The organism is Bartonella vinsonii subsp. arupensis OK-94-513 (assembly GCF_000278235.1).
GTDB classification, from domain to species: Bacteria; Pseudomonadota; Alphaproteobacteria; order Rhizobiales; family Rhizobiaceae; genus Bartonella; species Bartonella arupensis.
This window is the reverse complement of the sequence record NZ_JH725037.1, coordinates 813,568-833,274: the sequence shown is the minus strand read 5'-3', so window position 1 is coordinate 833,274 and position 19,707 is coordinate 813,568. Positions and strand designations below refer to the sequence as shown.

The window sequence follows — 19,707 nt, the reverse complement described above, 5'->3', positions numbered from 1 at the left end:
CATAAAATCTTAACAAAAAGTCATACAAAGATAGGTAACGGTCATTTTTCAGTTTATTATCAATGTCTGTGCACGTTTTGCATTAATCATGGGAGGAGCAATGCTTCTGCCAATTTTTGTGGATTTGCACGACAACAATCATAATTGGGTAATCTTTCTCTACTCTTGTGCCATAACTACCATGCTAGCAACGCTGATTCTTTTAGCAACGAGTGGTGCTACCTGTCGTTTTTCGGCACGGCTTGGCTTTATGCTTACCGTTTGTCTTTGGCTAACAGGGAGTGTCGTAGGCGCCCTTCCCCTTTATCTTTCTCCTCTACCAATTTCGCTAGCAGGAGCAATCTTTGAATCCGTCTCTGGAATTACAACCACAGGCTCCACAGTACTCACTGGTCTTGACAATTTATCACGAAGTATTTTGTTATGGCGTTCACTTATATGTTGGATTGGAGGTATTGGCTTTATCGGTTTAGCATTGTTGCTTTTGCCTTCACTGCGTGTTGGTGGAGTGCGACTATTTCATATGGAATCATCAGATAAATCTGAAAAAATATTGCCGCGCATCAACCAAATTGCTAACGGAATTATCATAGCTTATGTTGGGCTAACATTGGCTTGCATGCTTTCCTATTTTGCTTCAGGCATGAGCTTATTTGATGCCATCAACCATGCAATGAGCACAGTAGCGACAGCTGGTTTCTCAACCCATGACGCTTCTTTTGGCCATTTTTCTGATAAACCAGCTATCTTGATTGTTTCAACAATCTTTATGTTACTCTCTGCCTTACCCTTTGTGCTCTATGTTAAATTAGTGCTTCCAGGTCACTCCAAACGCTTCATTGATCCCCAAGTAATTGTTTTTCTCAATATCGTTTTTTTCTTCAGCTTTGTCTTAGCAGCATGGTTGCGTCTTCATGACCATCGCACCTTTCACTGGATTTTCCTCGATGTTATTTTTCACCTTTCATCTATTATAAGCACCACTGGCTATAGCGCAGAAGATTACCAACTTTGGGGACCTTTGGCACTTGGAATTTTTTTCATTATTTCTTTTACAGGGGGATGTGCAGGCTCTACCTCTGGTGGTATGAAAATCAATCGCCTCATTATCCTTTGGCGTATCACACAAACCAATATAGCAAAACTTCTTTCGCCTAATGTTATCGTAAAAACGCACTATGATCATTCAAATATATCGAACGACGTTGCCAAAGCAGTTTTGTTTTTTGTATGCCTTTACATGTTCTGTCTTGTTATCGGCACTGCGCTTTTGCTCACAACTGGTCTTGATTTTACGTCTGCATTTACCGGAGTTTTAACCGCCCTTTCAAATATTGGTCCAGGTTTTGGAGATATCATTGGTCCTGCTGGTAATTTCTCTACAATTAATGATAACGCACTATGGATTTTAAGTTTTCTTATGCTCGCTGGACGTCTTGAAATTATAACCATATTCGTACTTTTTATCCCCGCTTTTTGGCGTGAACAATTTTAATGAATAGCATTTGTTTCTGTAATGATCAGAAATTACACGATAAATAATGTAGATTATAAACTTCGGCTTCAATTCAGTTTATTGAATAGTCTTTAAAAACTTCACGCACTTCAGCTAAATTATTTTAACAATGGCTTCTTATTTAGAATAACAATCGATTATTTTACAAAGACTTCTTCTACTATGGCACACTTCATAAAATTTTTATTATTGAAAAATGCACGACCATTGCTCTCTAGGAGCAATACAAAACAGCTTCAAGAGTCCAGCCCCATAGTAAAGAACACCACTCTCTCTTTTTAAAAAACATTAAAAAGTAAGAAATAACCACCTTTTTACCTGTAATCCCCATCACTCTAAAAGCATAAAATGGCAGCTCTTTTGTGAAAAACTTTGAGAGTTTATCATTGCATTACTTCAAAAACACATCTCAATCTTGTGACACAAGATTTGTTATTAAACTGTTATCTTGATAAGATTTTTTATAGAAATTTTTAGAGCTACGCATACTCTGAGCTTCTCAGGAAGATTTCTTTATATATTTAAAATGTTTTCTCCGCAAACATTTCCGCGTAAACACTTCCGATTGCTGCCGCCTCCTTTTCCAAAGGGAAATGGGTGCGAACATGCGTTAATGCTTTTTGTCCTGCTTTTAAGGTTTTTTCTAAATCAGCAAAATAAGGTTCAATCGCTTCTGTTAAAGCATCTCCATCTCCTACTTTAACAACCGTTCCTGTTCCCTCTACCACCAATTCTTTAAAGATTCCCACATCACTGGTCACTACAGCTGTTTGCGACGCCATTGCCTCCAATGGAGTTAAACCAAAACCTTCCATACGAGAAGGCGCCACATAAAGCGACAAGCGACGATACCACACAGGTGTATTCAGCACCTCACCAAGAAAAATAATACGGTCATTCAAACCGGCTTCAGTAATCTTCTGACGTAATTTTTTTTCAAACTGATAATGTTGTTCCGTCGTACGACCAGCAATAAGTGCTGTCCACTCAGGATAGCGTGGCAATAATGTTATCATTGCATCGACAAACAAATCGATGCCCTTTAAATAACGCACACGCCCAAAACACCCGACAGCATATTTTCCGGGAAACCCCGACGAAGCAAAATGATCTTCAACAGTTTGTGGTGGAGAAAAACGCCTAACATCCACCCCATGCATAATAACTTGGTGAGGCACCTCTAGGTAAGTCCCCGTGCATGCACTGGTAGCAATCACCTTATCCATACGACGCAACAACCATTTAGTAAAAGGCTTATGATGACGTCGAGAAGCTGATGTAAAGATGAGCTTTAGCTTCATCCGCAAAACATCACGTAAAAAGACTCCACAAAGCATTTCAATATTGCGTCGTGCATGCCAAATACGAAAGGGCCTGCCCTTCGGACTTTTCCAAAGTCCGAAAAGATCTTTAAAAGCAAGAGCGGGCAAATTTTTAGGTAATCCAAAACCAAAAGTGGATATACACACACCTTGCTTACGCTGTAATGGAATAAGCTGAATAACTGTAGACGTTACGCCCGATAAACGCTTTTTAAAATGAGGAGCAATGATCTCAGTCTCTTTTAAAGATACACGCATAACAGTTTAGATATACTGAACTTCAATAATTTCATAATTATGCGCTCCACCAGGTGCATTCACTTCAATCACATCCCCCTCTTGCTTCCCAATAAGTGCACGTGCAATAGGTGAGGAAATAGAGATTTTACCGGTTTTTACGTCAGCTTCTTGATCACCAACAATCTGATAAACCTTTTTTTCTTCAGTATCCTCGTCCAAAAGCTTGATAGTGGCACCAAATTTAATTTTGTCGCCTGAAAGACGCGAGACATTAATAACTTCCGCCCGTGCAATATAATCTTCAAGCTCATTGATACGCCCCTCATTATGACTTTGCGCTTCTTTAGCGGCATGATATTCAGCATTTTCTGAAAGATCCCCATGCGCACGCGCCTCAGAAATTGCTTCAATAATTCGTGGACGTTCCTGTTGCTGACGCCAACGCAACTCCTCTTTAAGACTTTCAAAACCAGCTGTAGTCATCGGAACTTTTTTCATAATCCGTCCCTTTCTGTTACACGGAAGGCTCAATAAAAACATAAAAAACGGCTCCCAAAATCACTTTTGGAATCCGAAAACCACAATTTATAATTATATAGTACCGCATCCTTATTTTCCATATAAAAATAACAAGGAAGACAAAGCACTCACCAAATTTTGTTTAAATAATTCCAATATTGGTAAACTAAAATATTCAACTAAGCTCCTATAATCAAAAGCTTAAAGAAGAAACAATTGTATTTTTTTTACTTTATCATAATATAGTGAAGGAGATCTCATAGGAAGTGAAGAGAAATCTCTGAAGGGACCCTCTGTGGAAAAATGAAAAACTTAATATTTTTTTTTGTGTTTAGCTTTCTCTCTCTCAACACAACGGTATCCAGAGCAGCAGATGCTTTTGTTGTAAGCAATCTTAATTTTAGAGCAGGACCAAGCATACAACATGCACTTCGTGGTCTTATTCCCGCAGGAAAAGTGGTCTTTGTCCGAACCTGTGAAGGAAACTGGTGTCATATCAGATATAACGCTCAAACAGGTTGGGTATCATCTCGTTACCTCTCCTTTAAAGAGGGAAATGATCTTTATCATACATACGCAATGCCTCTAGAAACAAATTGTAATATGTATGGCCTCAATGTCCGTAATCAGCGTGGTGAAGATCTTTATGGTATAAACGAAAGAAGCTGTCATCACACTAAAAACGTCAAAAGAAACGCTTCAGAGAACTAATAAATATCCTATGAAATACTCAATAAGCCGAAATAGAACTGCTAAATAACGCTTTATCGTTCTTTTAATCAAACTGGTGAATGGGATATTTTCTTAAAAAAAACATATATTTCTATATCCAAGGAAGAATGAATGAAAAATGGTGTTACAGCAACAGTTGAAGCTCTTTCCGCACTGATTGCCTCGGGCAATCCTCTTTTTAAAAATGGAGCCTTATGGACACCCCACCGTCCTGTTCGTCCTGAAAAATCTGAAGGTGGCATTTCCTTTCAACTCGAGACATCCTTTAAACCAGCAGGAGATCAGCCTAAAGCAATCAAAACTCTGGTTGAAGGAATTGAAAAAAATGAACGTACGCAAGTGCTTTTGGGAGTTACTGGATCAGGAAAAACTTACACAATGGCTAAAATCATTGAAAAAACGCAGCGTCCAGCTTTGATCTTAGCCCCCAATAAAACTCTAGCAGCACAACTTTACGGAGAATTTAAAAACTTTTTTCCCCACAATGCCGTAGAATATTTTGTTTCCTATTATGACTATTATCAGCCAGAAGCCTACGTTGCACGCTCTGACACCTATATTGAAAAAGAATCCTCAATTAATGAACAAATCGACCGTATGCGCCATGCTGCAACACGCGCTGTCCTTGAACGTGATGATGTCATTATTGTTGCATCTGTATCCTGTATTTACGGGATTGGTTCAGTAGAAACCTATACTGCTATGACTTTCAAAATAGAAAAAGGTGACAAACTCAATCAACGAAAATTACTGACTGATTTAGTTTCTCAACATTATCGTCGACAAGATATCAATTTCATTCGCGGTTCCTTTCGTGTCCGAGGGGATACAATCGAAATCTTCCCTGCTCACCTTGAAGATCGTGCCTGGCGTCTCTCTCTATTTGGTGATGAAGTGGAAACAATTACCGAATTTGATCCTCTCACAGGTCAAAAAACAGATAATCTTCAATCTATTAAAATTTATGCCAATTCGCACTATGTAACACCACGACCAACGCTCAATCAAGCGATGAAATCAATCAAAATGGAACTCGTTCAACGTCTTGATGAGTTGAATGCTGCTGGACGTCTTTTAGAGGCACAACGTTTAGAACAGCGTACAATTTTCGATTTAGAAATGTTGGAAACAACCGGATCTTGCCCCGGAATTGAAAATTATTCACGCTACTTAACAGGAAGAAAACCCGGAGAACCACCACCAACCTTGTTTGAATATATTCCAAACAATGCTCTTGTTTTTATTGATGAAAGCCATGTAACGATTCCCCAAATTGGAGGCATGTATCGAGGAGACTTTCGAAGAAAAGCAACCCTAGCAGAATACGGATTTCGCCTCCCTTCCTGTATGGATAATCGTCCTTTGCGCTTTGAAGAATGGGATGCCATGCGCCCACAAACTATTGCTGTCTCCGCAACACCTGGACGCTGGGAAATGGAACAATCTCAAGGCATTTTTGCTGAACAAATTATTCGTCCAACAGGCCTTATTGATCCCTCAACAGAAGTTCGTCCAGCAGGCAATCAGGTTGATGATGTTGTGAACGAAATTCGCAAAACAACTCATAAAGGCTACCGTACATTGGTAACTGTTCTGACCAAGCGTATGGCCGAAGATTTGACAGAATATCTCCACGAACAAGGTATCCGCGTACGCTATATGCATTCTGATATTGATACATTAGAACGCATTGAAATTCTACGTGATCTTCGGCTTGGCACCTTTGATGTCCTCATTGGCATCAACCTGCTTCGAGAAGGTTTAGATATTCCAGAATGTGGTTTTGTCGCCATTCTAGATGCCGATAAAGAGGGTTTTTTGCGCTCTGAAACTTCACTCATACAAACAATCGGACGTGCTGCACGTAATGTAGATGGGCGTGTTATCCTCTATGCAGATACAATGACGGGTTCCATAGAACGAGCTTTACATGAAACACAAAGACGTCGACAAAAACAAATCGCCTATAATGAAGAACACCATATTACACCAACCAGTATCAAAAAAAATATCAGCGATATTCTTAATTTAGGATGCGAAAATGACCGTACTCCTACAAATATTTCTGATTTTATGATGCAAAATAATAAGGTTGGCAACAATTTAGCACTTCAGATTCAACAACTCGAAAAATCAATGCGTGAAGCAGCAGCTAACCTTAACTTTGAAGAAGCAGCACGCCTTCGTGATGAAATCAAACAACTACAGAAAATCGAATTGGCAATTGCGGATGATCCCTTAACCCATCACAGCGAACAATCCATCCATGAAACTACATGATAAAATAAAATCTTTTTGCCCAAAAATATTTTTCTAAATAAGATGACAATAAAACAAAGAAAATTTTACCCAATCCATGACCAAAAGATCTCAAACTGTCCAAAATAAATCTTATCTGAAATCACTGAGAAAATGATCAGGAAACAGCATTTTCTATAAATGGTGCCCTAAACATCAATCATGCTTCAATTAAGCTAAAAAATAAGTTAAAGAGAATATTTCTTATATATATTATCCGTATACAACTGCACTATGATAGCTTATCAACCCAAAAGCAATCAAACAGGACAGTGCGCTATAATGCAAAGAGGTAAAATTAAGATTTTATTACCATTCTATAAGTCTATGATGATAAAACCAATGCTCTTTGTTCACACCTCTTTTTTCCAGTCTATATTTTCCTAAATGATATGAAGAAAGTATTTATGCAGAGAATTTTTCCTTCATAATAAAAAATCAGTTGCTATCTATAAAAGCTTATAACTTAATCTGAGCAGAATATATTTTTAAAAAACAAATTTTTGTCACGATATTATTTTATGATTTTGTAATATATACTCAACTAAATGGCTTTTTATTCGTTTGCCACAGTAAAGCCTAAAATTGTTCAGGCTCTATTCAGTTTGATACGTGTAGGATGTGAAAAAATACGAATTTATATAAGGAATATCGCTATGCAAAAAGTGATTAGGCTAACAGTATTATCCGCAATATCAACAGCAAGTGTTTTGATGCCACTAGAAACAACACTTGCAGATATGTCATGGACTAATGGTGACCATATTTCAAGAGAAATAGATAGACGAATGCAGAGTGTCAATAGAAGAATAGATGATACGATGAGGAACATGTGGGCAGGCACCCCTTCTCACAACTCTAGCATCCGTTCTAATCATTCTAGCTCTCATGCAACTCTTCAAAAGTCTCACCCTTTTCATTCTTCTGTGAAACATCATCATCACCATAATGTTAACCATGTTGGCCATAGAAGGACAGAACAAAGTCATTATCATGTTGAACGCAAGACACATCATTATGTGGAACGTCATACGACAACGCAGCGTAATGTTCATGTGAATTCCGGAAACTCAGGTGAAGCTTTAGTTGTAGGTGTTTTAGGGCTTGCGGCAGCTGCAGTTTTAGGTAAAATGCTCACAAAATCAGAACAGCCTAAAATTATCTATCAAACCCCACCACAAAATAAGATAATTTATCAAAATAGTCCACAAAAGCAGGTGATTTATAACGTACAGCCATCAGTGCAAAATCTGCCACTCGACCAAGCTTCGAAAGCTAAATGGCTTGAATATTGCACAAAAAAATACCGTTCATTCAACCCTAAAACAGGAACTTTTCGAGGTCATGATGGCTTAGATCATCCCTGCTATGCTCCGATAGATTGAATTAACTTGGTAAATTAAATTAACATTCTAAAGAAAACCCGCTCTAAGGCGGGTTTTTATGCATTTCTCTCTTAAATTCCTTGAAGAAAAGGATTATTTTGACGCTCATAGCCTATACGGCTTCCTGGACCATGGCCGCAAATAAAACAAACATCATCACCTAAAGGCAAAACTTTTTCTCGAAGAGATTTCATTAACTTTTCATGAGAGCAGAATGGAAAATCAGTGCGTCCAATAGAACCACGAAAGAGGACATCACCCAAGAGGGCAAAACGTTCTTTTTCATTGAAATAAATAATATGACCAGGAGAATGTCCGGGTGTATGAAAAACCTTGAAGATATGTTCAGCAAAATGAACGCACTCGCTATCTTCTAACCATTGATCAGGAACACAAATGCATGTGTCAGTAATGCCATATTTTTTTGCACTTTCTCTTGCCGCATCCATCACAGGCTTATCATCACGATGGGAACCAATAATTTTAACACCAAGCACTTGTTTTGCTTGCATCGCTGCTCCCACATGATCAAAATGACCATGTGTTATCCAAATAGCTTCAACAATAACACCACTCTTTTCGATCACTTCTTGAATGCGAAACCAATCACCACCAGGATCAACGAGAACACCCACTTTTTTTTCATTATCAAAAAGCAAAGTGCAATTTTGTTGAAAAGGCGTAACCGGAATAATATATGTGCTAAGCTTCCCCATGATATCCTTTTCAAAAGTAAGATTTCTCAACTCACAAGGAGCATTCCTCTCCTTTGTAGGAAAATAGCCTTCTCGACAGCTTTATGCAAGTTATGTAAAGTTGGGCTTTATGTAAACTAAATTTTTGTCAAGGTTTTGAAGAATGACCGATCACATTCAAGTTTTATGTGACGACGCCCCTCACCTTCTTGTGATTGATGATGATACTCGTATTCGCAATCTTTTATCTCAATTTCTCATGAAAAATGGATTTCGTGTTTCAGTCTCAGCCAATGCTGATGAAGTAAGACGACAGCTCGCAAGCTTAGATTTTGATCTTCTGATAGTTGATATCATGATGCCCGGCGAAAATGGCATCGATCTCACCTCCTCACTGCGTCAAACAAAAGATGTTCCCATTCTCATGCTCACAGCTTTATCAGAAATAGACAATCGTATCGATGGCCTAGAAGCCGGAGCAGATGATTATCTCGCTAAGCCGTTTGATCCTCGTGAACTTCTCCTTCGTATCAATGCCATTTTGCGTCGTGGTTTTCCCCTGAATCAACCCAAAATTGAGCAGATCGTTTTTGGACCTTACATATTTTCAATTTCACGGCGCGAACTTAAAAAAGGAGGAGAAATTATTAAATTGACAGAGAGAGAACAAGACATGATGGTCATTTTTGCCGAAAATGCGGGTAATACAATTCCACGCCATAAATTTGCAGCGGATGACAGCAATATCAGTGAACGTTCTATTGATGTACAAATCAATCGTCTTCGCCGTAAGATCGAAAAAAATCCAACAATCCCCATATGGCTCCAAACTGTGCGAGGAATAGGTTATAAACTCACAATTGAATAGACATATAATGATCAAATCTTTAAGAAAATTTGTCCGATGGTTAACAAAGAAAATGCCTAAACGGCTTTATGCCCGCTCTTTGATCATTATTATCGCTCCTATGGTACTCCTGCAAACAGTGATTGGCTACATCTTTATGGAACGTCACTGGCAAATGGTAACTGAACGCCTTTCAACCGCCGTTGTCCATGATATTTCCGCAATTATTGATATTATTGAAACCTATCCGCAACAAGATAACTATGAAGAGATCAAGCGTATTGCACAACAGCGCATGGGGTTAAACATATCTATCCTACCCCCAGCTCCTCTTCCCTCTCCAGGGCCTAAACCATTTTTTGCCATCCTTGATTATTTTCTCAGTGAGGAAATTACCCACCAAATTAACCGTCCCTTCTGGATTGATACAGTAGGCGATTCTGATCTTGTAGAAATCCGCATTCACCTTGGTCATAATATCTTACGTGTCTTTGCATTGCGCAGCCAAGCCTACGCTTCTAATACCTCTATTTTTTTAAGTTGGATGGTAGGCACAGCTCTCGTTTTATTGCTGATAGCTATTTACTTCTTGCGCAATCAAATTAAACCAATTCAACAATTAGCTGAAGCAGCAGAAAGTTTTGGACGTGGTCGTCCTTTACCAAAAGGATTTCAACCACAAGGCGCTGATGAAGTCCGTCGTGCTGGCATTGCTTTTTTACGCATGCGTGAACGTATTGAACGCCAAATCGAACAACGCACGATGATGCTCTCAGGTGTAAGTCATGATTTAAGAACTATTCTTACACGTTTTAAACTTCAACTAGCGTTAGCAAATACTGATTTTGATATGAAACCACTTGAGCAAGATGTGAGCGACATGCAAAATATGCTAGAAGATTATCTTGCTTTTGCTCGTGGCGAAGGAAGTGAAAGTGTTAAAATCTTTGATTTAGATGCTCTTATGCAAAAATTCTCCGCCGATGCCCATCTCCACAAACGTCAATTTTCCTATAGTATTGAAGGTCCTACACACATACAAGTACGCCCTCGTGCCTTCACCCGCCTCGTCAACAATCTTGTATCAAATGCATTTTGTTATGCTAACACTGTCCAACTAACAGCCATATCCAAACAAGAATCCTTTATCATGACTATCGACGATGATGGTCCTGGAATTCATGAAAATATGCGTACAGAAGTTTTTAAACCGTTTTTTAGAATCGATAAAGCACGCAATCAAGATGCAAGTGGAACGGGTCTTGGACTTTCTATTGCACAAGATATAGCACGTAGCCATGGAGGCAACATTCAATTAAACGATAGCCCTCTAGGGGGATTGCGCGCCATTCTTGATATCCCCCTCTAAAAATATTAGACAAATTGTCTATCCCCAAAAACTGTAAAACAAACTTGATAATTTAGGCATTTCCTACAGTTTCAAACAAAGTGTATTGCAGTGCCTTACAAGCACTTTCCCCGCACAAAGCAACCATCTGAAATGCAACATAATAGCTTTCACAGACTTTAAGCGCATGTATCAACAATGTTTCAACCTGTACATGAGATGGATGCACCCCACCAGCCAGAAGAAGCCCCTGCCGATAAATAACCGAATTATTCCCTTGCCAGTAATCAAAATGTCCCAGCAGCAATTTTTCATTAATTGTCAGCAATAAGCGATGCATTTCTGCTGTCCGAGCACTTTCAATAGAAAGATCAAATGCACAAGCTAAATGAAGTGCCTCCTGCTCTTCCATCCATGAAAAAGCGAGGCGATAATTTGTCCGCTTTCCTTCCACACAAACACTGATCTCATCTTGTGCATCCCGCTCAAATGACCAATCATATTTGCAGGCAATCTGTTCAATAAAATCAACAGGATGCTCTTCCCTTTCTGTGGCGCAAAATGCAAGCCTCATCATAAACCCTCAATTATATTAAAACATTGTCAACAGAACATAAAGCGCCTAAATTGTAACAACATTTTGCTACAACCAAAGCTTTTACACCAAACAAATACACATTAAAAACAATCGACAGTACACAACTACCCAGAACACAAGAGTGCTCTCTAAGGCAGCCTGATAATAACAAAACGAATCATCAAGCTCTTCCAGTGTATTGATACAATTTCAGAGTACTAGCCCCCCTGATTGAAAAAAAATGTTTTCTACAAAAAACAAATCAAAAAATAAAGGGTAAATCTGCTCTAACAGACTCAGGATTAAGCATTTTTTAGTTTAACGCATCACATTGAAAAATTGGGGATATTTTTTCTAAGTTTCTTATTTTTTTTGTTTCTTTACTTTTTCTAACGCATCAAGACGTTTTTTCAAATCAGCATTATCGGCATGTGCTTTCAGTACCATTTCCTTAAAAGTCTCAAACTCTTCACGTGAAACAAGATCAAGTTTATTAGCTATCTTTTCAGCTTGCGAACGAAAAGCTGTTCCTGCTTCACGTTGTATACCTTGTACAACGCCAGCTGCATCAGTTGCTAATTTTGCTAATTCATCAAGAATACGATTTGATCCGTTACGCATGAGATTTTCCTTTAATTGAAATGACTGACACACGCATTATAGCGTATTTTTATAACATTTAGATATGATTTTTGTTCCTTTGTATCTTACAGATTTTATTTTACCACGCAGATTTTACTCTAAGTTTTTTTACACTTCTTTTACCATCATAAAGCTGTAGCTCTAAAATCCAGTGGAAACCTACTACTCTCCTAGCTTGACCATTGCGCATTCATCTGTCATTCCTGTGTTATTCCTAACTACCATCTATACTCTATATAATGTGAAATGCTTAACTCTATGAACAATCTTTCTTGTCCAGCCATTGCTTTTCCATCTTTTCTCGATCCCGTCATTATACATTTAGGCCCCGTATCGCTCCATTGGTACGGACTTGGCTACGTAGTAGGCATTCTTTTTGCTTGGTGGTATGCACAAAAATTATTAAGAAAACAATCTCTATGGTATGCAAATCATCCTCCTATGAATGAAGAAAAAATAGGGGACTTTGTTGTCTGGTCTGCCATCAGTGTCGTTGTTGGTGGTCGCTTAGGACAAGTGCTTGTATGGGATCCCGTTTATTATTTTAGCCATCCAAGCGCCATCGTTGCAGTATGGGATGGAGGGATGTCCTTTCATGGAGGATTAATAGGCATTATCATTGCGATGATCTGGTTTGCCAGCAAAAACAATATCAATATACGCGCAATGTTTGATATAGTTGCTGCAGGTGCTCCTATTGGTATTGGTATTGTAAGAATATGCAACTTCATTAACCAAGAACTATGGGGCAACACTACCACAATGCCTTGGGCGGTTTGCTTTCCCCTAGATCCCCGCTATCTACCGCGCCATCCAAGTCAACTTTACGAAGCATTCATGGAAGGGTTTCTTCTTTTTACCATTTTATCCCTTATTATTTTTGCTTTCAAAGCATTAAAACTCCCTGGCACAGTAGCAGGGACATTTATTATAGGCTATGCAATAGCACGGAGTATTTCAGAAGTTTACCGCGCGCCTCAAGAAGATCCAGAATGGTTTTCTACCCTGTTTCATTCTACTGGATTTACCTATGGTATGGCTTTATCTCTTCCTATGCTTTTTATAGGATTTTATCTGCTTCTCAAAGCCTTTAAACACAAGTCTACAAAAAATGGTTACCCTCAAAGAAAAAATTAAAGAAATTATTGCACACAATGGACCAATCACAGTCAGTCAATATATGACCTTAGCCCTGACTGATTCCCAATTTGGCTATTATCAAACACAAAAACCCTTTGGACGTAACGGTGACTTCATCACAGCACCTGAAATAAGCCAATTGTTTGGAGAGATGATTGGCATTTGGACCCTTGCAAGCTGGAAAGCTCAAGGTTGCCCTCAACCTTTCATTCTCGCTGAAATAGGCCCAGGACGTGGAACGCTCATGGATGATATTTTGCGTACCATTCAAAAATTATCTCCAGAAGCATTTCATGCTGCTGAAATTTTTCTTATTGAAATAAGTAAAAAGCTCGCCGAAGAACAAAAAAAGCGTCTTTCTTCATATCAAAAAAAAATCTATAGCATTAAAAACTTTGACCAAATCCCCTTAAAACCTCTCTTCTTAATTGCCAATGAATTCTTCGATACACTTCCCATCAACCAATATATTAAAATCAATGGAAAATGGAAAGAACGCCGTATTTCAGTAAATCAAGATGGAGACTTCATCTTTATTGCTGCTCCAGATAAACTTCCCTCTTCTTGCTTACAGTCCTATTGTTCTGAAATCCCTGATGGAACAATTTTTGAACACGCGCCTACACGACATCAATTAATGCAACAGATAAGTCACCACTTAGTCCAAGTAAAAGGTTCTGCTTTGCTTATCGATTATGGCGCTTCTGATCTCGCATTTGGTGATACACTACAAGCCGTCTCAAAACATAAATTCCGTGATATTTTTGACGCTCCCGGCGAACATGATTTAACATCCCATGTTGGTTTTTCTTTTTTAAAAAAAATAGCCCTTGAAGAAAGCTGTTTTGCTGAAATTCTAGAACAAGGAGAATTCCTTTTAAAAATGGGGTTACTGGAACGCGCAAAACAGCTTGGAGCAGGTAAAAGCGCTACACAGCAAGACAAAATCCGCCAAGATATCGAACGATTAGCTGGTCCAGATCAAATGGGCAAATTGTTTAAAGTCTTATATGTCTGTGATAAAAATATACCTTTGCCTCCTCAATTTTAATGACCCACAATAATGCTTATTGACAAATGCATCTCACACACCATTCTTACTTTGAAAATAGCTATCCTTATTAAGGCACTTTTATGAATCCCGTCCCTGTTCCTATCCTTGCAAAAGATCTTTCTGCTTTACGCTTGCACGGGATAAAGCATGGTTTTTTCACACGTCAAGGTGGTGTTTCACAAAGCCTTAATGTTGGCAAAGGTTCAAATGATCAATCTGAACATATTGCACAAAATCGTCTTTTGATTGCTGATTATTTTGGTGTTGAAGTTCAAAATTTAGTGACTGTCAATCAAATACATTCTTGTGACGTTGTCGTCGTTAATCAAGCTTTTATTGGTGCACCTCCCAAAGCAGATGCTCTTGTTACCACCACACAAGGGCTCCTTATCGGCATTCTGACAGCAGATTGTGGTCCAGTTCTCTTTGCTGATCCACAAGCAGGTGTCATCGCTGCAGCACATGCTGGTTGGCGAGGAAGTTTAAATGGCATTATAGAAAAAACAATTTCTGTTATGGAAGAACAAGGAGCCAAAAGACAATCAATCACAGCAGTCCTTGGACCTTGTATTGGTCCTTGTCACTACGAAGTAACAAGCGAATTTTACAACCAATTTATTGATTGCCACAGCAAGTTCGAAAAACATTTTTTAAAAACAGACGATCACCTTCGCTTTAACCTATGGGCATTCATTATGGAGCAATTAAAAGAAGCAGGAGTTCATGCTTCTTGTGTAGAGATTTGTACCTATCAAGAGGAACAGCGCTTTTTCTCCTATCGTCGTGCAATACACCGCAACGAACCTGATTACGGACGGCAAATTTCTGCTATTTTACTGAAAAATGGATGAGCGCCTTTTTGACCAAAAAAACAAAAACTGCACAATGTTTTTTTATCTCAATAAAACAAGAAGCTCTCTTATACTGTGCCTCTTTATAAAAAATGATCTCTTAACTTATAGAATCCGAATACTTACATTTGTATGATTTTCAGTATTGAGTTGTGATAGCAAATAAAAAAATCACATATTAAGACAATACACATATTGAAACCATTCTTTTTAAAGCAAAAAGCTTTATACAGATGTATTTCTTTCCCTCATGATCAAAAAACTTTTCTCTTAAAATAACAAAATTTTGGAAAAAGCAAAAACCCAACGCATAACTCTTTAACAATGAGAGATAAAATTGTAATGCTTTTGTAATTGTTTCCTTGGCTTTGGTAACAAGAAGTTAAAAACTGTCTCTACCGTGATCATTCAGAGGTTCTACTATGAAACTTTTCTGCGGCAATTCCAACCCACGCCTTGCTGAAGATGTTACAAATTATTTAAATATTCCCTTAGGCAAAGCAACCGTGAAACGCTTTGCTGATCAAGAAATCTTCGTAGAATTGCATGAAAATGTACGCGGACAAGACGTGTTTGTTTTGCAATCTACATCTTATCCAGCAAACGATCACCTGATGGAATTGCTCATCATGATTGATGCTCTTCGCCGTTCTTCAGCACGTCGTATCACAGCTGTTATACCCTATTTTGGTTACGCCCGCCAAGATCGCAAACCTGGACCACGGACCCCCATTTCCGCAAAACTTGTGGCCAATCTCATTACTGAAGCAGGAGCACATCGCGTTTTAACATTGGATCTCCATGCAGGACAAATTCAAGGTTTCTTTGATATTCCAACGGATAATCTCTATGCTGTTCCGGTTATTGCACGGGATGTCAAAATGCATTACTCTCTTGAAAATGTTATTGTTGTTTCTCCTGATGTTGGTGGTGTGGTACGTGCGCGTTCCCTCGCTAAACGATTGAACAGTCTGCTCGCCATTGTTGATAAACGTCGTGAGCGTCCTGGTGAGTCAGAAGTTATGAATATCATTGGAGATGTATGCGGAAAAGATTGTCTTTTGCTCGATGATATTGTTGACTCAGGTGGAACCCTCTGTAATGCAGCAAGCGCTCTCCTTAAACACGGTGCCAATAGTGTTACGGCTTACATTACACATGGTGTTCTTTCTGGAAGTGCTATCGAACGCATTACCAACTCAGAAATGAAAGAATTGGTTATTACAGATTCAATTATGCCAACAAAAGCAATTGAAAATGCGCATAATATTCGTGTTTTACCAATTGCTGACCTCATTGGAGAAGCAATTGCAAGAACAGCAGCAGAACAATCTGTCTCAAGCTTATTTGGTTAAGCTGGTTCCTTGGGATCTCCTGGCGCCGTTTCTACACCAAGTTCAGGGAAAGCTATAATGCGCTGACCGTTAAAATGTGTATGGATAACAATAAATCCGCGTTCTTCAAAATAAGTTAAAAGTCGGCGGGCACGACTTAAAGAATGTGTCCCATAAAGGCGTGCCAAAAATGCGTCTGATGGGCATGGTTTTCCACCTAAAGCAGCCTGTGCTACATTCAAGAAAACGCCTTGGACATCATCTTCCAAGCTTTCTGATAGATGCAAAATGCGTTTCCAATTTTCACTTACCGCGGTTTCTTCGTCAACGAAAGCCTGAGCAATAGCCAATTTGCGCCGAAATTGCGAAAGATTTAAAAGATTCCCTGAGAGACCATGAATACGACAACGAACCAAGAAATCTTGATAAAGCACTGCTGTTGAACGATAAAAAGCTTCAGGATCATCAAGAATCTCTCGAATAACACGTTCTGCTTGAATATCACGATCAACAACAGAAAGTTCAGGAAATAAGCTTGGTTCTTCTTCTAACACTTCTTGTTTTTTATGAACAGCCTCTTCTAGCATCTCATGAATTGATTTTTCTCTCACCGGCTCTCGTGATTGCTTAAAAGGAATTAAAACCTCTTCCGGCGAAGCAGTAAAAACGAGTTCCTTTGCATCAGCCCGCTCTGTTGGAAGAGGCATTAATTTGGGGCTAGAAGACCGTGCCAATGTTTCGACAGCACCAATGATAATTGGTAAAGGACGTCGTGATAAAGCGGGACCTAAAGCTATAAAATGCCCTCGCTCAAGATCTCTAAACATTTCCGCTTGGCGTCGCTCCATTCCCAAAAGATCAGCCGCACGCACCATATCAATATCTAAAAAAGTCCGCCCTATTAAAAAATTTGATGCTTCAGCAGCTACGTTTTTGGCAAGTTTAGCTAAACGCTGAGTCGCAATGACACCAGCAAGACCACGTTTGCGCCCCCGACACATAAGATTGGTCATAGCACTAAGTGAAATCTTACGCGCTTCATCAGAAACCTCTCCTGCCGCAGTTGGAGCAAACAATTGTGCTTCATCGACAACAACAAGCATGGGATACCAATAATCACGTTCCACATCAAACAATGCACCAAGAAAAGCACCCACAGCGCGCATCTGTTGTTCAGTCTCCAAACCTTCAAGATTGAACACCACCGAAACCCGATGTTGGCGAATGCGATGGGCTATACGTGTCAATTCGAGTTCGCTGCGTTGTGCTTCAACAATAACATGACCAAATTTATCTGCTAAAGTTACAAAATCACCCTCTGGATCAATCACACAATGTTGCACCCATGAAGCACTTTGTTCAAGAAGACGACGAAGAAGATGTGATTTTCCTGAACCGGAATTGCCTTGAACAAGAAGACGAGTCGCTAATAATTCTTCCAGATCAACAAATGCTGGCGCAGCTTTACGCAAAGCATTACATTCTGCCGTCTCACCCAAGGCAATCTCAACCTTCATAACATCTCCAGTATTTGATTTTGAATATATCGGCTAGGATTTATTTATTCTCCATCACAACCATGCTTGTAACATTTCCTTTTATTCAACGATAGAAATCATAGATTTTTCCCACAACTCTTGCATCTGTGAAGAGTTTGAATTATAGAAAAACCTTCTGCGTAGACACCCTTGGAGGCAGCGCAGGATGGAGCAATCGCTACTTAACAGCGTATATCTTCATATTCATACAAAAACTGCTGTTGGTTTTTGATGGATCTCCAATCATATAAAAGGACTTAAATTATGAGCAAAAGCTATACTCTTAAGGCCGAAATACGCGAGCGGGTTGGTAAGGGGTCCTCCCGTGAACTTCGTCGCAACGGTCTTATTCCTGCTATCATTTATGGTGAAAAGCAGCCCCCTTTGGCAATCACAGTTCCCTATAAAGAAATTTTCTACAAAATTCATGCTGGTGGCTTTCGTACTACCATTGCAACTCTTGTCATTGGCAAACAAAAAATTACGGTATTACCAAAAGATTACCAACTCGATCCCGTGCGTGATTTTCCCCTCCATGTAGATTTTCTACGTATTTCAGCGAAATCTGTTGTGGAAGTGAATATTCCTGTGCACTTCCTCAATGAAGACACAGCTCCCGGACTTAAAAAGGGAGGCGTTCTCAATATTGTCCGCCACGAAATTGAATGTACCGCTCCAGCAAATGCTATTCCTGAAGCGATTGAGATTGATCTCGCCAGCTATTCTATTGGTGATTCTATCCATATTTCAGCGGTGCAGCTGCCAGAAGGGGTTACTCCAGTCATCCAAGATCGAGACTTTACCATTGCAACTATTGCAGCGCCTGCTGGTCTGGATATCGGTGATGAGGCTCCTGAACAAGAAAATGAAGAAAACAACGAAAAAAGTTAATAATTTCAGCAGGCGGGAATTTTCCCGCCTTACCTTATAAGACATTTATTAATCCCTCACACTTTATTGAAGGTGCACATGTGGCTTATTGCTGGTCTTGGCAATCCTGGTTCACAATATCAAAATAACCGCCATAATATCGGTTTCATGGCTATTGATGCCATTTATCAGACCTTCTCTTTTTCTCCATGGTCAAAAAAATTTCAAGCCGAAATCTCCAATGGTTTTATAAATAATGAAAAAACCCTTCTTATAAAACCTCAAACTTTCATGAATCTCTCTGGCCAAGCCATTGGTGAAGCCTTGCGGTTTTATAAATTAGATTTGAAGAATTTGATCGTCATTTATGACGAGTTAGACTTACCACCGGGGAAAATACGTGTAAAAATTGGTGGAGGAAATAATGGACATAACGGTATAAAATCCATTGATGCCCATTGCGGTACTGATTATTGCCGTATACGCTTAGGAGTTGGACGCCCCAGTTCAAAAGAACTTGTTCATCAGCATGTTTTAGGAAACTTTACAAAATCCGACCAAGAATGGCTTCCCCCTCTTTTAGAGGCAATTGCAAAAAACATTACTCTTCTCATAAAAGGTAATCAATGCCTTTTTATGAATGAAGTTGCACAAGTGATCAAAAACAAAGATTCGCTCTCATAGCCCATTCTCTAGGAGAAAAATAAATCACATTGTGCAATTGTTGTACACTGTGCTCTCTTTATTTTGATAAAAAGAGCCTTGAAAAAAAACAAAAACCATCAAATGACGCTAACCG

The 19,707-nt window shown here is 39.1% G+C and carries 17 protein-coding genes and 1 pseudogene; 12 read left to right on the top strand and 6 right to left on the bottom strand.

Annotated features, from left to right (window positions below):
- Positions 1 to 100 precede the first annotated feature (100 nt).
- Complete coding sequence (locus ME1_RS03605; RefSeq protein WP_004863343.1) at positions 101 to 1,495, top strand: TrkH family potassium uptake protein; 1,395 nt, start codon at positions 101 to 103, stop codon at positions 1,493 to 1,495.
- 542 nt (positions 1,496 to 2,037) lie between these two features.
- Here ME1_RS03605 and ME1_RS03600 read toward each other — a convergent pair.
- A complete protein-coding gene (locus ME1_RS03600) occupies positions 2,038 to 3,096 on the bottom strand; it encodes a glycosyltransferase family 4 protein (protein ID WP_004863339.1) in 1,059 nt (352 codons plus the stop codon).
- Positions 3,097 to 3,102: 6 nt separating this feature from the next.
- Positions 3,103 to 3,576, bottom strand: coding sequence for a transcription elongation factor GreA (gene greA / locus ME1_RS03595; protein ID WP_035009226.1), 474 nt, complete (start codon positions 3,574 to 3,576; stop codon positions 3,103 to 3,105).
- A 324-nt stretch (positions 3,577 to 3,900) separates the two neighbouring features.
- On the opposite strand from greA, the pseudogene ME1_RS03590 reads away from it, so the two are divergent.
- From ME1_RS03590 to ME1_RS03580, 3 genes and pseudogenes are all read left to right on the top strand, one after another.
- Positions 3,901 to 4,203: pseudogene (locus ME1_RS03590) on the top strand (SH3 domain-containing protein); the annotation flags it as partial.
- A gap of 237 nt (positions 4,204 to 4,440) precedes the next feature.
- The gene (gene uvrB, locus ME1_RS03585) at positions 4,441 to 6,609 is read left to right on the top strand and encodes an excinuclease ABC subunit UvrB (RefSeq protein WP_004863329.1); all 2,169 of its coding nucleotides are present in this window, start codon (positions 4,441 to 4,443) and stop codon (positions 6,607 to 6,609) included.
- 674 nt (positions 6,610 to 7,283) lie between these two features.
- Positions 7,284 to 8,012, top strand: a complete 729-nt coding sequence (locus tag ME1_RS03580; RefSeq protein WP_004863326.1) for a BA14K family protein — start codon at positions 7,284 to 7,286, stop codon at positions 8,010 to 8,012.
- A 71-nt stretch (positions 8,013 to 8,083) separates the two neighbouring features.
- Here ME1_RS03580 and ME1_RS03575 read toward each other — a convergent pair whose 3' ends face one another.
- Positions 8,084 to 8,728, bottom strand: coding sequence for an MBL fold metallo-hydrolase (locus ME1_RS03575; RefSeq protein ID WP_004863323.1), 645 nt, complete (start codon positions 8,726 to 8,728; stop codon positions 8,084 to 8,086).
- Positions 8,729 to 8,870: 142 nt separating this feature from the next.
- Here ME1_RS03575 and ME1_RS03570 point away from each other — a divergent pair, with 142 nt between their 5' ends.
- Both ME1_RS03570 and ME1_RS03565 read left to right on the top strand, forming a co-directional pair.
- Positions 8,871 to 9,575 (top strand): response regulator, encoded by a 705-nt coding sequence (locus ME1_RS03570; RefSeq protein ID WP_004863319.1) that lies wholly within the window; start codon positions 8,871 to 8,873, stop codon positions 9,573 to 9,575.
- 7 nt (positions 9,576 to 9,582) lie between these two features.
- Complete coding sequence (locus tag ME1_RS03565) at positions 9,583 to 10,923, top strand: ATP-binding protein (RefSeq protein ID WP_004863316.1); 1,341 nt, start codon at positions 9,583 to 9,585, stop codon at positions 10,921 to 10,923.
- 52 nt (positions 10,924 to 10,975) lie between these two features.
- Here ME1_RS03565 and ME1_RS03560 read toward each other — a convergent pair whose 3' ends face one another.
- Together ME1_RS03560 and ME1_RS03555 are read right to left on the bottom strand one after the other, a co-directional pair.
- Entirely contained in the window at positions 10,976 to 11,476 is a 501-nt protein-coding gene (locus tag ME1_RS03560; protein WP_004863314.1) for a type III secretion system chaperone family protein, read from the bottom strand.
- A 366-nt stretch (positions 11,477 to 11,842) separates the two neighbouring features.
- A complete protein-coding gene (locus ME1_RS03555) occupies positions 11,843 to 12,100 on the bottom strand; it encodes an accessory factor UbiK family protein (RefSeq protein ID WP_004863312.1) in 258 nt (85 codons plus the stop codon).
- Between the two features lie 279 nt (positions 12,101 to 12,379).
- Between ME1_RS03555 and lgt the strand changes: the two genes are divergently transcribed.
- The 4 genes from lgt to ME1_RS03535 all read left to right on the top strand — a co-directional run bounded on the left by lgt (position 12,380) and on the right by ME1_RS03535 (position 16,521).
- Entirely contained in the window at positions 12,380 to 13,258 is an 879-nt protein-coding gene (lgt, locus tag ME1_RS03550) for a prolipoprotein diacylglyceryl transferase (protein ID WP_035011634.1), read from the top strand.
- Entirely contained in the window at positions 13,233 to 14,312 is a 1,080-nt protein-coding gene (locus ME1_RS03545; protein ID WP_004863308.1) for a class I SAM-dependent methyltransferase, read from the top strand. Before lgt ends, ME1_RS03545 begins: the two co-directional genes overlap by 26 nt.
- An 83-nt stretch (positions 14,313 to 14,395) precedes the next feature.
- A complete protein-coding gene (gene pgeF / locus ME1_RS03540) occupies positions 14,396 to 15,166 on the top strand; it encodes a peptidoglycan editing factor PgeF (RefSeq protein WP_004863305.1) in 771 nt (256 codons plus the stop codon).
- A 422-nt stretch (positions 15,167 to 15,588) separates the two neighbouring features.
- Positions 15,589 to 16,521, top strand: a complete 933-nt coding sequence (locus ME1_RS03535) for a ribose-phosphate pyrophosphokinase (RefSeq protein WP_004863302.1) — start codon at positions 15,589 to 15,591, stop codon at positions 16,519 to 16,521.
- Here the strand turns inward: ME1_RS03535 and ME1_RS03530 are convergent.
- Positions 16,518 to 18,017 carry a helicase HerA domain-containing protein gene (locus tag ME1_RS03530; protein ID WP_004863300.1) on the bottom strand — a complete coding sequence of 500 codons (1,500 nt, stop codon included), beginning with the start codon at positions 18,015 to 18,017 and terminating at the stop codon, positions 16,518 to 16,520. The two genes, ME1_RS03535 and ME1_RS03530, sit on opposite strands and share 4 nt — an antisense overlap.
- Positions 18,018 to 18,302: 285 nt before the next feature.
- On the opposite strand from ME1_RS03530, the gene ME1_RS03525 reads away from it, so the two are divergent.
- Both ME1_RS03525 and pth read left to right on the top strand, forming a co-directional pair.
- Entirely contained in the window at positions 18,303 to 18,929 is a 627-nt protein-coding gene (locus tag ME1_RS03525) for a 50S ribosomal protein L25/general stress protein Ctc (RefSeq protein WP_004863297.1), read from the top strand.
- A 78-nt stretch (positions 18,930 to 19,007) separates the two neighbouring features.
- Positions 19,008 to 19,592 carry an aminoacyl-tRNA hydrolase gene (gene pth, locus ME1_RS03520; protein WP_004863294.1) on the top strand — a complete coding sequence of 195 codons (585 nt, stop codon included), beginning with the start codon at positions 19,008 to 19,010 and terminating at the stop codon, positions 19,590 to 19,592.
- Positions 19,593 to 19,707: the final 115 nt, after the last annotated feature.

Coding starts and splice junctions, on each gene's coding strand:
- uvrB (WP_004863329.1), top strand. CDS start 4,441: ATGAAAAATGGTGTTACAGCAACAGTTGAAGCTCTTTCCGCACTGATT.
- ME1_RS03580 (WP_004863326.1), top strand. CDS start 7,284: ATGCAAAAAGTGATTAGGCTAACAGTATTATCCGCAATATCAACAGCA.
- ME1_RS03525 (WP_004863297.1), top strand. CDS start 18,303: ATGAGCAAAAGCTATACTCTTAAGGCCGAAATACGCGAGCGGGTTGGT.
- ME1_RS03605 (WP_004863343.1), top strand. CDS start 101: ATGCTTCTGCCAATTTTTGTGGATTTGCACGACAACAATCATAATTGG.
- ME1_RS03535 (WP_004863302.1), top strand. CDS start 15,589: ATGAAACTTTTCTGCGGCAATTCCAACCCACGCCTTGCTGAAGATGTT.
- ME1_RS03575 (WP_004863323.1), bottom strand. CDS start 8,728: ATGGGGAAGCTTAGCACATATATTATTCCGGTTACGCCTTTTCAACAA.
- ME1_RS03555 (WP_004863312.1), bottom strand. CDS start 12,100: ATGCGTAACGGATCAAATCGTATTCTTGATGAATTAGCAAAATTAGCA.
- ME1_RS03570 (WP_004863319.1), top strand. CDS start 8,871: ATGACCGATCACATTCAAGTTTTATGTGACGACGCCCCTCACCTTCTT.
- pgeF (WP_004863305.1), top strand. CDS start 14,396: ATGAATCCCGTCCCTGTTCCTATCCTTGCAAAAGATCTTTCTGCTTTA.
- ME1_RS03565 (WP_004863316.1), top strand. CDS start 9,583: ATGATCAAATCTTTAAGAAAATTTGTCCGATGGTTAACAAAGAAAATG.
- lgt (WP_035011634.1), top strand. CDS start 12,380: ATGAACAATCTTTCTTGTCCAGCCATTGCTTTTCCATCTTTTCTCGAT.
- pth (WP_004863294.1), top strand. CDS start 19,008: ATGTGGCTTATTGCTGGTCTTGGCAATCCTGGTTCACAATATCAAAAT.
- ME1_RS03530 (WP_004863300.1), bottom strand. CDS start 18,017: ATGAAGGTTGAGATTGCCTTGGGTGAGACGGCAGAATGTAATGCTTTG.
- ME1_RS03560 (WP_004863314.1), bottom strand. CDS start 11,476: ATGAGGCTTGCATTTTGCGCCACAGAAAGGGAAGAGCATCCTGTTGAT.
- ME1_RS03545 (WP_004863308.1), top strand. CDS start 13,233: ATGGTTACCCTCAAAGAAAAAATTAAAGAAATTATTGCACACAATGGA.
- greA (WP_035009226.1), bottom strand. CDS start 3,576: ATGAAAAAAGTTCCGATGACTACAGCTGGTTTTGAAAGTCTTAAAGAG.
- ME1_RS03600 (WP_004863339.1), bottom strand. CDS start 3,096: ATGCGTGTATCTTTAAAAGAGACTGAGATCATTGCTCCTCATTTTAAA.